We start from the raw sequence: 15556 nt of genomic DNA, 5'->3' as shown, positions 1-15556 counted from the left end.
GGTGGCCAGGGTGTGGAGGGGCACCAGGCCCCTCCCCCGCCCTTACTTGGTGGTGTAACCGCCGTTGATGAGGATCGTCTGCCCGGTGATCCACCAACCATCGCTCACCAGATGGCGGATGAAGGGCACCACATCCTGGATGTCGGTCAGCCCCGTCTTGCTGAAGGGCGACAACGCCGCGGCGGTCTTGTGATAAGCCACTGCGTCCTGCCCTTCGGCCGGGTAGAAGAACGACGTATCCATCGGGCCCGGACCGATCGCCGTCACCGAGATGCCGCGCGCGCCGAACTCCTTCGCCGCTGCCCGCGTGAAGTGCTCCACGGGTGCCTTGGTGCCCGCATACGACGCATAGAACGGCGTGAACGCACCCAGCAGCGAAGTGACCAGGGTGACGACCTTGCCGTTGTCGTTGACGTGCCGCCCGGCTTCCTTGAGGAAGAAGAACGCGGCCTTGGCGTTCACCGCGGTCATCTCGTCGTACTCGGCTTCGCTGATATCGGTGATCGGCTTCTTCAAGACCTTGCCCACCGTATTGATGGCGATGTCGGGCCGGCCGACCATCGCGACGGTATCGGCAAAGAGGCGCTCGACGCCGCCCGCCGTGGTCAGGTCGCCCTGCAATGCGACGGCACGGGCGCCGGCGTCGCGGATCGCGGCGACGGTCTTCTCCGCGTCGGCATGAGTCGCGTCGCTGTTGTAGTGGATGGCGACGGCGGCAGCGCCTTGCTGCGCGAGATCGCGCGCGATCAGGCCGCCGAGGTTCTTGGCGCCACCGGCGATCAGGGCGACTTTGCCCTGGATGGAATGATCGGTCATGGGAATGCTCCTGGCAGGGGACGGAACTCGCTGCGACGCCCTGTTTCGAGGGAACGCTGGGCAGATGCGGCGAGGCGCGTCTAAGATGCGGCGGAAGCACAACGGCGGGCTTTCACGATGTCCCATCCGCTATCAAATTCTCCGGCCTCAACTCACATTAGTGAGCCGCAGGACGCCATCGCGATAGGCCGCGATGAGGAGTTCGGTCAAGCACCGCAGTACCGGGTACTGGCCCAAGCGCACTGGTCCGGCGTCGAGTTGCTGCTCTGCAAGGAAGACATCCGGCAGCACACGCTGTGGGCCATCGATGAGCCGCGACACACCGTCATCGTCCATCTCGGTGGCACGATGCGCGAACTCGACACCGAGATCGACGGCGTCGGCGCCACGCACACCCCGCCGTCCCCCGGCGACATCTGGTTGGTTCCTGCAGGAAAACGCTACGCCAGCCAGGCCTCTGGACAGGTCATCACCTATGCCGAGCTGCGCGTGTCACCGACAGCGGACGTGGACGTGGGCATGGATCGTCGCGCTCCCATCGAGGGGCTGATGCCCCGGCTCGGCCATCGCGACGAATTCCTCCATTACAGCGTCGCGCGACTGGGGCGCCTCAGCCAGCAGGACGACGACCTGTCGACAATGATGGCCGAACGCCTGCAACTGCTGCTACGCCAGCACCTTTACGACGGCTACCGGCTTCCTGCGGTGCCGATGACAGCGCCCATCTCGCTGTCCGGCCAGAGCGCACGACAATTGAGCGACTACATCGAAAACGCGCTGGGCCAGCGGATCGCGCTGGCTGAGCTTGCTGCGCTCGTCAACATGAGCGTGCACCAGTTGCTGATCGCGTTCCGTCGCACGTTCGGCACCACGCCGGCGCAATACATCCTGGCGCAACGGTTGCGCCGGGCGCGCTGGCATCTGCTCAACCGCAACGACGACATCACCGACATCGCCCTTGCCTGCGGTTTCGCCAGCCACAGTCATCTCAGCGCCGCGTTCAAGCGGGACACCGGCATCACCCCGCGCCAGTTCCGCGACGGCCTGCGGATGCGCCCCCTGGACTGATCAGCCGACGCGACAGAAGGCCGCGTAGTCGATATAGCCGGGGAAATCCTTGCCGGCCGCGCATACCGGGCACTCCGGGTCATGGCGCAGGCGTGTCTCGCGGAAGCGCATCGACAACGCGTCGAACTGCAACAGGCGCCCAGCCAACGAATCGCCGATACCGAGCAGGAGCTTCACGACCTCCGTGGCCTGCAACAACCCGATGACGCCGGGCAGCACACCAAGGACGCCAGCCTCCGCGCAGTTGGGCGCGAACTCGGGCGGCGGTGGCTCCGGGAACAGGCAGCGATAACAAGGGAGCGCGCCGCGATGGCGCCCTGCATCGAACACGCTCACCTGCCCTTCGAATCGCTGCACCGCGCCGTACACCAGCGGGATCCCCAGCTTCACGCAGGCATCGTTGAGCAGATAGCGCACGGGGAAGTTGTCTGCGCCGTCCAGCACCACGTCCACGCCCTCGAGCAAGCGTTCGACGTTCCCGGCGGTCACACGCGCCTGCACGGCCTCGACCTGCGTGCGTGGGTTGAGCGCGCCCAGCGTCGCCTGCGCCGAAACCACCTTCGGTTCGCCGATACGTGCCTCGGTATGCAGGATCTGCCGCTGCAGGTTGCTGCGATCCACCACGTCGTCGTCCGCCAGCCGCAGGTGGCCTACGCCCGCCGCTGCCAGATAGAACGCGGCCGGCGAACCAAGCCCACCGGCGCCGATCATCAGCACGCGCGAGCGTTCGAGCCGCCGCTGGCCTTCGACGCCGACTTCAGGCAACAGCAGGTGCCGCGAGTAGCGTTCGTTGAAGTCCATCGCATCGGCCGGCAGTTCGGGCCGCACCAGTGGACGCCCTTCCTCCTGCCAGCGCGCTGTGCCGCCGGTGACAGAAGCCAGGCGCGTGTAGCCTGCCGCTTCGAGCGCCCGCGCTGCATCCAGTGAGCGACCGCCCTTCTGGCAGATCAGCACCACGGCGGTCTCGCTTTGCGGCACGTGCAGCGACGGAGACGCCAGCAGGTCCGCCTTGGCGATGCCATGCGCGCCGGCCGCTTGTCCGCTCGCGCGTTCGTGTTCTTCGCGTACGTCGATGAAGACGGCACCGTCGGCCAGCCATTGGGCGACGTCGGCGGGAGTGATTTCCTGGATCGGCATGCGGCGATTATCACGCAACCGATGGGTGCCGACGGTGTTCCGTGTGGAACGCGGTGTCGCCGTCAGTAGGGCAGCACGTCGACGATGTCGCCTTCAGCGTAGTCGCGCGGGCCTTCCGGCAACACGATCAGGGCGTTGCTGTCGGCCGCCGCACGCAACTGGTGCGAGGCATCGGCGGCGTTGGGCACGACCCGCAAGCCGCCCGTGCCATCGGGCGCCAACTGGCCCCGCAGGAATTCGAGCCGGGCATGTTCCTTGCGCCAGGCGGCCCCCATGCGTGCCTGCCATGCGGGGCGCGGATCGCCCCTACCCTGCAGGCCGTCCAGCAGGGTCCGGCCCAGGGTCAGGAAGGTAGCGAGGGTCGATACCGGATTGCCCGGCAAGCACAGGAACAGCGCGCGATCCCATTGCCCGAACAGCACCGGCATGCCCGGCTTCATGCGTACCTTCCAGAACACGATGCGGCCGTGGGAATCCAGCAGGCCGGGAAGATGATCCTTCTGCCCCGCCGACACGCCGCCGCTGGTGATGACGACATCGAACGCGGACGCGGCGTCGGCCAGCATGACCTGCATGCGTTCCGGATCGTCGGGCAGCGTGGGCCACGCGGTGGGCTCCAGGCCTTCGGCACGCAACAACCCCATGAGCAGGTCGCGGTTGCTGTTGTAGACCTGTCCGGGCAGCAGCGGCATCCCGGGCTCCACCAGTTCGTCGCCCGTCGTGAAGACCGCCACCGTCGGCCGTTTTGCCACCGTCAGCGATGCCAAGCCCAACGCAGCCGCCAATCCGATCCGCGCGGGCGTCAGCACTTGGCCCCTGCGCAACACCTCGGTGCCTGCCAGGACATCCTCGCCGATGCGGCGTACGTCTGCGCCCGCAAGCAGCCCAGCCGTCACCTCGATGCCGCCGTCTCGCTCGACGACGTTTTCCCGGATCGCGACCGTGTCGGTGCCCTCGGGCAATGGCGCACCCGTGGTGATGCGGACGCATTCGCCCGGGCCGACGCGCAGTTCGCGCGCGACGCCTGCGTACTGCTCACCGACCAATCTCAGCCAGGTTGGACCGCCATTCCGAAGGCTCGCATGGGCGAAGGCGACGCCGTCCATCCGGCTGTTGTCGAACGACGGCAGGTCGATCGGTGCGCGGACCGCATCGGCCAGCACGCGGCCGCCGGCACGGTTGAACGCCAGGGACTCGGTTTCGGTGCGGTGCGAGTGCGCCGTCTCCCGGATCAGCCCGATGGCTTCATCGACGGCGATGCGGGAGGGATACGCGCTCACTTGCTGCGCTTGACGTGCCGGATCAGACGACGCTTCTTGGCGATCTGCTTCTCGGTCAGCACGTTCTTCTTCCCCTCGTAGGGATTGGCGCCTTCGCGGAAGATGAAGCGCACCGGCGTACCAACCAGCTTGAAGCGCTTGCGGAAGAAGTTCTCCAGATAGCGCTTGTACGATTCCGGCAACACCTTCAGGCGCGTGCCGTGCACGATGAAGGTCGGCGGATTGGCGCCACCGGGGTGCACGTACCGCAACTTGGAGACGTGGCCGCGGATGCTCGGCGGCGGATTGGTCTCGTACGCGATCTCCAGCGCCTTGTTGACCTCGCTGGTGCCGAATTCCTTCGTCGCCGAGGCGTGTGCGCGGTGGATCGCCTTGAACAATTCGCGCAGGCCGGAGCCATGCAGTGCGGAAATGCGCACGGCTTCCGCCCACTCCACGAAGCCGAGCTTGCGGGCCAGCAGTGCTTCGGCCTGCTCGCGCTGGTAGGCGGTCAGGCCATCCCACTTGTTGATCGCCACCACGAGCGCGCGACCAGCGTCGAGTACTGCGCCCAGCACGGTGGCGTCCTGGTCGGTGACGCCTTCGGTGGCATCCAACAACAGCACGGCCACCTGGCATTGCTCGATGGCCTGCAGCGTCTTGACCACGCTGAACTTCTCGACCGCTTCCTCCACCTTGCCCTTGCGGCGCAGGCCGGCGGTGTCGATCAGGCGGTACTGGCGGCCATCCCGCTCCATGTCGACGGCGATCGAATCGCGCGTGGTGCCCGGCACCTCCGATGCGATCATGCGCTCTTCGCCAAGCAGGCGGTTCACCAGCGTGGACTTGCCCACGTTCGGCCGGCCGACGAAGGCCACGCGCATGCGGTCCGGATCATTGTCCAGTTCGGCGGCCGCACCCTCTTCCGGCAGTCGCTGATGCACCTCTTCCAGCAGGTCGTCGATGCCCTGACGATGCGAGGCGGAGATGGTCGTGACGTCGGAAAAGCCGTAACGGGCGAAGTCCGCCAAGGCCGTGGATTCGTTGATGCCGTCGATCTTGTTGATCACCAGCAAGGTCGGGCGCGCAGTCTTGCGCAGCCAGGCCAGGATTTCGTCGTCCAAGGCGGAAGGACCTTCGCGCCCGTCGACGATGAACAGCACGAGATCCGCCTCTTCTGCGGCCGCGCGTGCCTGGCGTGCCGTTGCGCCAGCCAAACCCTCCTCTTCGCCGGCGATACCGCCCGTGTCCACGACCAGGAACGGCGCATCCTCGTCCAGGCGGCAGACGCCGTAGTTGCGGTCACGGGTCACGCCAGGCTGATCGTGCACCAGCGCATCACGACTGCGCGTCAGCGCGTTGAACAGGGTGGACTTGCCGACGTTGGGACGACCGACCAGGGCTACGAGGGGCAACATGGAGAGGCAACCAGATGGAGAAGTGCGGGGCCGTGGGGAGCGGCCGCGGGGCACCGGGGTACGCGGAACGGCGCGGCGAGGGCGCGCCATGGTATCGGAATTGGGCCGCGCTCGCGAAAAAGGGCCGACGAGTCGGCCCTTTCCGGTCTGGCCAGGGCGCTGAATGCGCCCTTGGCGGGCGCCTTACTTGAAGCCGAAGGCCGTGAGGCCGCCTTCAACGTCCTGGACGACCAGGATGCCGTCGACGACAACCGGCTTGCCACGGATCGCCTTGCGGCTGGCCCGCGCCCGTCCGGCGACTTCGCCGTTGTCCGCCTTGAGCCAGTGCAGATAACCGTCGTAATCGCCGACCACCGCATAGTCGCCGTGGATCGTCGGGGCGGTCAGCGAGCGGCGCGCGAGGGTCGCGTTCGACCACAGGGAGCCGCCGCTGTACTTGTCCAGCGCCCAGACGGTACCCGACGGGTCGGACACCAGTACCGCACTGCTCGTTACCGCCAGGCCACCCACGCCACCGTTCTCCCGTTTCCACAACGGGCGGCCCGAGGGGCCTTCGATGGCGACGGTTTCCTTTTTGAAGCTGGTCGCGAACACCGTCGTACCTTCCAGCACGGGCGCTCCGTCGACGTCCGCCATGCGCTCCAACTCGCTGCGACCTTCTGGCGTGCCGACCGTCTGTGTCCACAGCGGACGACCGTCATTCGCCGAAAGCGCCGTTAGCGTGCCGTCGTCGCTGCCTGCGAAAAGCACGCCGGGCCCCGCCACGACGGGCGCATTGCCGCGCACCGTCAGACTGGGCAGCTCATGGGTCCAGAACCAGCGACGCTCACCGGTCTCGACACTGAGCGCCGACACGCGACCATCGTTGGTACGGACGAACACGAGCCCCTGGGCGATCGCAGGCGCCGAAATGACTTCGTTGGGCACCTTGACCTGCCACTTTTCGGCGCCGGTGGTGGCGTCCAGGGCGATCACCTGCCCATTCAATGTACCGACCACGACCAAGCCCTGCCCTGCGCCAGGCCCACCGGAAAGACGGAGGTCCGACTTGTACTGCCACACTTGCTTGCCGGTCTGCAGGTCAAAGGCGCGCACGCCCCCTTCCACCGCCGCGGTGTACACGCGACCACCGTCGATCGCCGGCGTCTGCTGGAGGCCCAGGCGCTCCTCGCCCTTGCCGGCGTTCGCGCTCCACAGCTTGGAGACCGCGACGCTTGGCGTGATGTCGACCAATTCCGCGGGCTCGCTGGGCTTTCCGTCTTGCTTGCTGCCAAACCAACCCTTGATGGTGCTGCAGCCGCCGAGGATCAGCACCAGTGCGGTGGCGGCCAGCGCGCGGCTCACCATGGTCTTACGGGAAGAGCGACTCACGCGGCACCCCCAGTCTTGGGCAGCGTGCCGCCTGCGTGCACGAGTTTCAGTTCGATGATACGACGCTGCGGCGAAGCCACGTCCAGCGTGGTCAGGGCGCGCGAGTAAGCGTCTTGCGCTTCCTTGGTCTTGCCGGTCGCGAACAGCGCGTCACCGCGTACTTCGAGGCTCGAAGCATCGCTGGCCTTGTCCAGCAGCTTGAGGGCTTCGTCATGCTTGCCGCTGTCGATCAACAGTCGGGCCAGCCGCAGGTTGACCAGCGGCTGCAACGAAGCATCGGCTGTCAGGCCGCGCAGTGTGGCGATGGCGGCATCACGCTCGCCCGCCTGGACCTGTGCCTTGGCCAACTGCAGGCCGGCGACATCCGCGTAGACCTCGTCTTCCTTGGCCAACGCATCGACCGCGGTCTTTGCCTGCTTCAGATCGTCCTTGGCGAGCCCTTCCACGGCCGCCTGGTAATCCTGATAAGCCTGTTCCTGCTTGCCCTGCTGGCCGTTCTTCCACCATTGCCAGCCGAAGATAACCGCAAGGCCAAGGGCCACGCCGCCCAGCAGGCCGACGCCATTGCTCCTCAGCCAGCTGCGGACGCGTTCGCTTTGTTCGTGCTCGTCGAGCAGATCATCAATCGCCATGCGCTCTCTTGCCCCGTCTAAGCGGGGTCTTGGTCTAGGTTGGACAGACCCGTACGCGGGTCAGTCACCGACCGGCGCTAGGGAACCCTCAGAGGATACCGTAAAGCGTGCGACGTTAGCTCGTTGGAACGGCGTCAGATCCACCGTACTCCCCGCTTGCTGAACCTCGACCGCCGTGGCATCGCCCAACTTGATACGCCCGACTTCGCCCTGCGCATAGCGACGTTCCTCGCCGGAACGTACCAGCGCTTGCTCCAGCCTGCGGCCATCGGGGGCAGTGATCTCGACCCAGCTGTCGCCCTTGAACGTCAGCGACAGCCATGCCGCACTGCGAGGCATCGGCGTCATGGACGCGACGATGGGCGTCGCCTGCGGGCGACTCGGCGGCGTGGCGGACGCACTTACGCCCGGGGCGTCCGCGGCGGCTTCCGGCACGACATCGAGCGAGGCCGTTGCAGCAGCCGGCGTTGGATTGGAGGCCGGCCGCAGCGCCATCCAGATCGGCGTCACGATCACCAGCGTCAGCACCAGGTAGATCGCCCTACGCTTGAAGCTTTCGAAGAAGTATTGCAGGGGCGGCGTATGGCCATGACTGACCAGTTCAGCCGGCGGCGTCACCGCCGTTTCCGCCTGATGCAGGAATGGCTCCACGTCCACCTTCAGCAGGCGTCCGTAGCTGCGCAGCTGGCCGCGAACGAACACGGCACCACCGGACTGGTCCCACTGCCCTGCTTCCAGGGCCTGGACGACCTTGACCGGCATCTTCAGCCGTTGGCTGACATCCTGTATCGACAGGCCGGCCTGCTCGCGCGCCGACCGCAGTGCATCGCCGCACCCCTGCGGCATGCCCCCACTTACCGTATCCATCATGGCCCTGCATTTCCCCCGGTTGTGACGTCCCGCGCGTCGGGGAACTCCGCCCGAATGCGCTGAACATATCGACTGGCAGCGGCCTTGTCGCCGAGTCTTTCCTCGATCTGTGATGCGAGTTTCAACACCGCCACGGAAGCGGGCCCCGCAGCCAGCCTCCGCTCAACGAAGGCCCGCGCCGCCAGGTACTGCTGGCGACGGAACTCAAGTTCGGCCATCGCCCCAAGTGCGGTGGTGTTGGCCGGATCGCGCGACAGCGCCTTCCGCAGGTCTCCCTCGGCACGCTCGAGCTGGCCGACCGCCAGCGCGCAATTGCCGGCGTTCGCCTGGGCGACCTCGGGCGTGCCGTAGCCAGGCGCTTGTATCGCCCTGTCGAACCAAACGAGCGATTCGGCCGCGAAGCCGTTCGCGCAGAGCCAAGTACCGTAGTTGTTCTGAGCCGAACCCTGCCGGGGCGAGAGTTCGGCGGCCCGGCGGTAATGCTGACCGGCCACTTCGGCCTGGCCGCGGCGATCCGCGACCACGGCCAGCATCGTCACGGCATCGGCAGAGTCCGGTGCCAGCTTCAGGGCGGCGTGGGCTTCCTTTTCGGCCGTCTCCAGGTCGCCGGCCTGCAGACGCTGCACCGAGCGTGCCAGCATCATCTGCACCGATTGGCGGCGTTTCACCTCGGGACTGTCCTTGACGGAATAGTCCTGGGACCGCTGTTCGCCGTCCTTGCGCTCCATCTTGGAGCGGACGAAGGTGAATCGGCTGCAGGCGGTGGCCAGCAGGAGGGGGATCAGCAGCAGGCAGATCGCCTTATGCCGCATCGTCGATGCCCTGTTCCTGCAGTTGGCGGCGGAACTCCGCCTGCCGGCGCGTGCGATCCATGACCTGCCCCTTGAGCTGACCACAGGCGGCGTCGATGTCGTCACCGCGCGTCCGGCGCACCATCGTCAGCACCTGCGCATCAAGCAGCAGCTTCTGGAACGCACGGATGTCTTCTTCCGGCGCACGCTCGTAACGCGTGCCGGGGAATGGATTGAACGGAATGAGATTGACCTTGCCCGCATCCTTCAGTTGCGCGGCGTTACTGAACTTGCGCATCAGCTGCGCGAGCTGGCGTGCATGTTCGGGCTGGTCGTTCACACCCCTCATCAGCGTGTATTCGAATGTCACCGAGTCGCGCTTCTTGTTCGCACGCAGGTAGCGCACACAGGACGCCATCAGCTCGGCGATCGGGTACTTCTTGTTGAGCGGCACCAACTGCTCGCGCAGCGCGTCGTTGGGCGCATGCAGCGAGACGGCCAGCGACACGTCGGTTTCGGTAGACAGACGGTCGATCATCGGCACCAGCCCGGATGTCGACAGCGTGACGCGCTTACTGGCCAAGCCGTAACCCAAGTCGTCGCGCATGATGTTCATCGCCCGCACGACGTTCTCGAAATTCAGCAGTGGCTCGCCCATGCCCATCATCACCACGTTGGTGAGGCGACGGTTCTGCGCGGGCACGTTGCCCAAATGGCGCGCGGTCACCCATACCTGGCCGATGATCTCGGCGGTGGTCAGGTTACGGTTGAAGCCCTGCGTGGCCGTCGAGCAGAAGGTGCAGTTCAACCCACAGCCCACCTGCGACGACACGCACAGCGTGCCGCGGTTCTTGTCGGGGATATAGACGGTTTCGACGGCGTTCTTGCCGTCCACGCCCATGCCCAGCAGCCACTTGTGGGTGCCGTCCGACGATGGCTTGTCGAACACCACCTGCGGTACGACGACCTCGGCATGTTCCTGCAGCTTCGCGCGCAGGTTCTTGCCGAGATCGGTCATCTGATCGAAGTCGGTGACGTAGCGATGGTGGATCCACTTCATCACCTGGTGCGCACGGAACTTCTGCTCGCCGAGCTTGCCGACGAAGAACTGTTCCAGCCCTTCGCGGTCAAGGTCCATCAGGTTCTGTTTCGCAGACACGGGCACGCCGATAGCCACGGACGGTGCGTCCGTGGCCAGTTTCAACTCGATCGGCGGCAGTTCGTGGCTGCTCATCGCATGTCGCTCAGCGCGAAAACACTTCGGTGGCGGCGAAAAAGTACGCGATCTCGATGTTGGCGTTCTCGACCGAGTCCGAACCGTGCGCGGCATTGGCGTCGATCGAATCGGCGAAGTCGGCGCGGATCGTGCCCGGCGCAGCGTCCTTCGGATTGGTCGCGCCGAGGATGTCGCGATGCTTCAGCACGGCGTTCTCGCCTTCCAGCACCTGGATGGCGACCGGGCCGGAGATCATGAACTCGACCAGCGCATTGAAGAACGGACGCTCGCGGTGCACGGCGTAGAAGCCTTCCGCTTCACGACGCGACAGATGCTTCATCTTCGCGGCAACGATCTTCAGACCGTTCTTTTCGAAACGGGCATAGATTTCGCCGATGACGTTCTTGGCGACGGCATCGGGCTTGACGATCGACAGGGTGCGCTCCAGCGCCATGGGGATTATCTCCGTTGGGCGGGCCACGTTACGGCCCAAGGTTAACATGAAAAACCCGCGTCGAAACGCGGGCTTAGACTAGAAAGCGTAGCGAGATTCTAACGTACCGCGTGCCGGTTTGCAGCCCTCGCACGCCGCGATTGTGCAAAGCAGCATGACTTGCCTGGGACCACCCCTGACAATGAGTCAAACAAGCGTTTGATTCAGTCCCGGAGGGGCCATGGGCAACACCACGCATTTTTCGACCAAGGAACGGATCCTGGGAGCGGCCGAAGAGCTGTTCGCCCAGCACGGCTTCGCCGGCACGTCCCTGCGTCAGGTCACCAGCCGGGCCGACGTCAACATCGCTGCGGTCAATTACCACTTCGGCAGCAAGGAAAACCTCGTCAACGAAGTCTTCCGCCGCCGGATGGACGACATGACCGCCGCCCGCCTCTCCCAGTTGGAAAAGGCCCTGGCGGAGCATCCCGCCCAGCTGGCCCCCATCCTCGCCGCCTTCGTCGAGCCGGCGCTGGCCCTTGCCCAGGACCGCCACGGCGGAGGCGCCTTCGTCCGCGTGATCGCCCGGGCCTACGCCGAAAAGAACGATGGCTTGCGCCAGTTCCTCTCGGACCACTATGGCCACGTCCTGCGCGAATTCGGAAAGGCGATCGCCGCCTGCGTGCCGGGCCTGAGCAAGGAAGAGCTGTACTGGCGGCTGGACTTCTTCTCCGGTGCCCTGACCTACGCCATGGCAGATTTCGGCCTGATCAAGCGCCCTCCGGGCGTCACGGAAGCGGCGCATCGTGAACGCGCCGCCCGCGAACTCATCCGCTTCGCCGAGGCCGGCCTGCGCGCCGACCATGTCTGAAACCCCTGCAATCCAAGGAAATTCCATGTCCAATCCATTGCTTGTACGCAAGGCGGCCGTGCTGGGCGCCGGTGTGATGGGCGCGCAGATCGCCGCGCACCTGACCAACGCCGGCGTCGACACCGTGCTGTTCGACCTGCCCGCCAAGGAGGGCCACCCGGACGGCATCGTGCACAAGGCCATCGCCAACCTGGCCAAGCTCAGCCCCGCCCCGCTGGCGAGCAAATCGCTGGCCGAGGCCATCACGCCGGCCAACTACGAGACCGGGTTGGAGCACCTGAAAGGCTGCGACCTGATCATCGAGGCCATCGCCGAACGGATGGATTGGAAGCAGGACCTGTACAAGAAGATCGCGCCGTTCGTGGCGCCGCATGCGGTGCTCGCGAGCAATACATCCGGCTTGGGAATCAACAAGTTGGCGGAGGTTCTTCCCGAAGAACTTCGCCATCGTTTCTCGGGCGTGCATTTCTTCAACCCGCCCCGCTACATGCACCTGGCCGAGCTCATTCCGGCCAAGTCCACGGACAAGGCCGTACTCGAGGGGCTGGAGACATTCCTGACCACGACCCTCGGCAAGGGCGTGGTATACGCGAAGGACACGCCCAACTTCATCGGCAACCGCATCGGCGTGTTTTCGATCCTGGCCACGGCCCACCACACCGGTGAGTTCAAGCTTGGCTTCGACGAGGTGGACGCAGTCACCGGCCCGCTGATCGGCCGCCCGAAGTCCGCGACCTACCGCACTTCGGATGTCGTGGGCCTGGACACCATGGCCCATGTCATCAAGACGATGGCCGACACGCTGCCGGACGATCCGTGGCATGCCTACTTCAAGTCCCCGAAGTGGCTGGAGGCCCTGATCGCCAAGGGCGCGCTGGGCCAGAAGACCGGTGCCGGCATCTTCCGCAAGGCCGGCAAGGACATCGTCGTCCTCGACCTGGAGAAGCAGGACTACCGCGCCGCCGACCGCACCGCGGCGCCCGAGGTGGTCGAGATCCTGAAGATCAAGAACCCGGCCGAGAAGTTCGCCAAGCTGCGCGAGAGCCAGCACCCGCAGGCGCAGTTCCTGTGGGCGGTGTTCCGCGACCTGTTCCACTACAGCGCGTATCACTTGGCCGACATCGCTGAAACCGCGCGCGACGTCGACCTGGCGATCCGCTGGGGCTACGGCTGGTCGCTGGGACCCTTCGAAACCTGGCAGGCCGCCGGCTGGAAGCAGGTGGCCCAGTGGATCGCAGACGACATCGTGGCCGGCAAGACCATGAGCAGCGCCCCGCTGCCGAACTGGGTGTTCGACGGCCGCAATGGCGTACACGGAGCGGAGGGCAGCTACAGCCCGGCCCGCAACGCCCTGCTGCCGCGCTCCTCGCTGGACGTGTACGCGCGCCAGCGCTTCCCGGACCCGCTGCTGGGTGAAGCGTTCGCGCCGGGCGAAACCGTGTTCGAGAACGACGGCGTCCGCCTGTGGACCGACGGCGACGGCATCGGCGTGATCAGCTTCAAGACCAAGATGCACACCGTCTCTGACGCGGTGCTGGCCGGCGTGCAGGAATCGGTCGCGATCGCCGAGCAGCGCTTCAAGGGGCTCGTGATCTGGCAGCCGAAGGAGCCGTTCTCCGCCGGTGCCGACCTGGCCGGTGCGTTGGGCGCGCTGCAGGCCGGCAAGATCGCCGAGTTCGAAGCCATGGTCGCCAACTTCCAGGCCACCAGCCAGGCCATCAAGTACTCGCTGGTACCGGTCGTGGCCGCTGTGCGCGGTCTCGCCTTGGGCGGTGGCTGCGAGTTCCAGATGCACAGTGCGCGCACCGTGGCGCACCTCGAAAGCTACATCGGCTTGGTCGAAGCGGGCGTCGGCCTGCTGCCCGCCGGTGGTGGCTTGAAGGAACTCGCCGTGCGCGCGTCGCAAGCCGCGGGCCCGGGCGGCGACGTATTCGCTGAGCTCAAGAAGACCTTTGAGACGATCGCGATGGCCAAGGTCTCCGCTTCCGCTGTCGAGGCGAAGGAACTGGGCCTGATGCGCGCGGGCGACAAGGTCGCCTTCAACGCCTACGAGCTGCTCCACATCGCCAAGCAGGAAGCGCTGGCGCTGGCCGAGACGGGCTACCGCCCGCCCCTGCCCGCCCGCCGCATCCAGGTCGCCGGCGACGTCGGCATCGCCACCTTCAAGATGATGCTGGTGAACATGCTGGAAGGCCGCTTCATCAGCCCGTACGACTACGAAATCGCGGTGCGCATCGCCACCGTGCTGTGCGGCGGCGAAGTGGACCGCGGCTCGGTGGTCGACGAGGAGTGGCTACTCAAGCTGGAACGCAAGCACTTCGTCGAACTGGCCCAGCAGGAAAAGACCCAGGCCCGGATCGCGCACATGCTGAAGACCGGCAAGCCGCTCCGTAACTGACCGACGACACAGGACATCGAGACATGAGCAAGCAAGTACAAGAAGCCTATATCGTCGCCGCCACCCGCACGCCGGTCGGCAAGGCGCCCAAGGGCGTGTTCCGCAACACCCGTCCGGACGACATGCTGGCGCACGTGTTGAAGTCGGTCGTGGCACAGGCCCCCGGCATCGACGTCAATCGCATCGACGACGCCATCATCGGCTGCGCGATGCCGGAAGCCGAGCAAGGCATGAACGTGGCGCGCATCGGCCTGCTGTTGGCCGGCCTGCCGAACACGATCGCCGCGCAGACCATCAACCGCTTCTGTTCGTCCGGCTTGCAGGCCGTGGCGATGGCGGCGGACCAGATCCGGCTCGGCAATGCCGACCTGATGCTCGCCGGTGGTACCGAGAGCATGAGCATGGTGCCGATGATGGGCAACAAGATCGCCATGGCCCCCAGCGTGTTCGACAACGACCATGTCGCCATCGCCTACGGCATGGGCATTACCGCCGAGAAAGTCGCCGAAGAATGGAAGATCTCGCGCGAAGACCAGGACGCGTTCGCCGTGGCTTCGCATCAGAAGGCCCTGGCGGCGCAGGCAGCGGGCGAGTTCCGGGACGAGATCAGCGCCTATGAAGTGATCTCGCGCCAGCCCGACCTTGCCGGCAACACGGTGCGCCTGAAGAAGTTGCTGGTCGAACACGACGAAGGCCCGCGCGCCGATACGTCGCTGGAGGGCCTGGCCAAGCTGCGTACCGTATTCCGCAATCCGCAGTTCGGCGGCACGGTGACTGCGGGCACCTCGTCGCAGATGAGCGACGGTGCGGCCGGCGTGCTGCTGGCCTCGGAGCAGGCGATCAAGGATTACGGCCTGACCCCGCTGGCACGCTTCGTCAGTTTCTCGGTGGCTGGCGTGCGCCCGGAAGTGATGGGCATCGGCCCGATCGCGGCGATTCCGAAAGCCCTGAAGCAGGCCGGCCTGACCAAGGACCAGTTGGACTGGATCGAGCTCAACGAAGCCTTTGCCGCGCAGGCGCTGGCCGTGATCCGCGACAGCGAACTGGACGCGTCGAAGATCAACCCGCTGGGCGGCGCCATCGCACTGGGCCACCCGCTGGGTGCGACCGGCGCCATCCGCACCGCCACCATCGTGCACGGCATGCGTCGCCACCAGAAGAAGTACGGCATGGTGACCATGTGCATCGGCACCGGCATGGGTGCGGCGGGCATCTTCGAATCGCTCTGACACGCGCAGTGCTGCAAACGACATGGCGCCGCGAGGCGCCATGTTCG

Annotated in this window: 14 protein-coding genes; 4 read left to right on the top strand and 10 right to left on the bottom strand. The window is 66.0% G+C overall.

Features of this window, described 5'->3' with window-relative positions; translation table 11 throughout:
• Positions 1–42: 42 nt before the first annotated feature.
• Positions 43–816, bottom strand: coding sequence for an SDR family oxidoreductase (locus ACSION_RS10315; RefSeq protein WP_435305895.1), 774 nt, complete (start codon positions 814–816; stop codon positions 43–45).
• Between the two features lie 117 nt (positions 817–933).
• Here ACSION_RS10315 and ACSION_RS10310 point away from each other — a divergent pair, with 117 nt between their 5' ends.
• A complete protein-coding gene (locus ACSION_RS10310) occupies positions 934–1884 on the top strand; it encodes a helix-turn-helix transcriptional regulator (protein WP_435305894.1) in 951 nt (316 codons plus the stop codon).
• Here ACSION_RS10310 and moeB read toward each other — a convergent pair whose 3' ends face one another.
• From moeB to ndk, 9 genes are all read right to left on the bottom strand, one after another.
• On the bottom strand, positions 1885–3039 hold the full coding sequence (gene moeB, locus ACSION_RS10305; RefSeq protein ID WP_435305893.1) for a molybdopterin-synthase adenylyltransferase MoeB: 1155 nt from the start codon (positions 3037–3039) through the stop codon (positions 1885–1887).
• 44 nt (positions 3040–3083) lie between these two features.
• The gene (locus ACSION_RS10300) at positions 3084–4301 is read right to left on the bottom strand and encodes a molybdopterin molybdotransferase MoeA (RefSeq protein WP_435305892.1); all 1218 of its coding nucleotides are present in this window, start codon (positions 4299–4301) and stop codon (positions 3084–3086) included.
• Positions 4298–5698 carry a ribosome biogenesis GTPase Der gene (der, locus tag ACSION_RS10295; protein WP_435305891.1) on the bottom strand — a complete coding sequence of 467 codons (1401 nt, stop codon included), beginning with the start codon at positions 5696–5698 and terminating at the stop codon, positions 4298–4300. The genes ACSION_RS10300 and der overlap by 4 nt, the downstream gene beginning before the upstream one ends.
• Before the next feature lie 183 nt (positions 5699–5881).
• Positions 5882–7045, bottom strand: coding sequence for an outer membrane protein assembly factor BamB (gene bamB / locus ACSION_RS10290; protein ID WP_435306696.1), 1164 nt, complete (start codon positions 7043–7045; stop codon positions 5882–5884).
• A 20-nt stretch (positions 7046–7065) separates the two neighbouring features.
• Positions 7066–7701, bottom strand: coding sequence for a YfgM family protein (locus ACSION_RS10285; protein WP_435305890.1), 636 nt, complete (start codon positions 7699–7701; stop codon positions 7066–7068).
• A gap of 60 nt (positions 7702–7761) precedes the next feature.
• Positions 7762–8571, bottom strand: a complete 810-nt coding sequence (locus ACSION_RS10280) for a RodZ domain-containing protein (RefSeq protein WP_331174482.1) — start codon at positions 8569–8571, stop codon at positions 7762–7764.
• Entirely contained in the window at positions 8568–9383 is an 816-nt protein-coding gene (pilW, locus tag ACSION_RS10275; RefSeq protein ID WP_435305889.1) for a type IV pilus biogenesis/stability protein PilW, read from the bottom strand. Before pilW ends, ACSION_RS10280 begins: the two co-directional genes overlap by 4 nt.
• Positions 9373–10596 carry a 23S rRNA (adenine(2503)-C(2))-methyltransferase RlmN gene (rlmN, locus tag ACSION_RS10270; RefSeq protein ID WP_435305888.1) on the bottom strand — a complete coding sequence of 408 codons (1224 nt, stop codon included), beginning with the start codon at positions 10594–10596 and terminating at the stop codon, positions 9373–9375. The genes pilW and rlmN overlap by 11 nt, the downstream gene beginning before the upstream one ends.
• 10 nt (positions 10597–10606) lie before the next feature.
• Entirely contained in the window at positions 10607–11032 is a 426-nt protein-coding gene (gene ndk / locus ACSION_RS10265) for a nucleoside-diphosphate kinase (protein WP_093485870.1), read from the bottom strand.
• Positions 11033–11252: 220 nt separating this feature from the next.
• Between ndk and ACSION_RS10260 the strand changes: the two genes are divergently transcribed.
• Genes ACSION_RS10260 through ACSION_RS10250 form a run of 3 tightly spaced genes read left to right on the top strand, consistent with a single transcriptional unit; the run spans position 11253 to position 15509 of the window.
• The gene (locus ACSION_RS10260) at positions 11253–11882 is read left to right on the top strand and encodes a TetR/AcrR family transcriptional regulator (protein ID WP_435305887.1); all 630 of its coding nucleotides are present in this window, start codon (positions 11253–11255) and stop codon (positions 11880–11882) included.
• Between the two features lie 25 nt (positions 11883–11907).
• Positions 11908–14280 carry a 3-hydroxyacyl-CoA dehydrogenase/enoyl-CoA hydratase family protein gene (locus tag ACSION_RS10255; protein WP_435305886.1) on the top strand — a complete coding sequence of 791 codons (2373 nt, stop codon included), beginning with the start codon at positions 11908–11910 and terminating at the stop codon, positions 14278–14280.
• 23 nt (positions 14281–14303) lie between these two features.
• On the top strand, positions 14304–15509 hold the full coding sequence (locus tag ACSION_RS10250; RefSeq protein ID WP_435305885.1) for an acetyl-CoA C-acyltransferase: 1206 nt from the start codon (positions 14304–14306) through the stop codon (positions 15507–15509).
• Positions 15510–15556 lie beyond the last annotated feature (47 nt).

The sequence above is a fragment of the Pseudoxanthomonas sp. LjRoot125 genome (genome assembly GCF_964252705.1).
Taxonomy (GTDB): Bacteria; Pseudomonadota; Gammaproteobacteria; order Xanthomonadales; family Xanthomonadaceae; genus Pseudoxanthomonas_A.
This window is presented reverse-complemented; position numbering and strand designations above follow the sequence as displayed.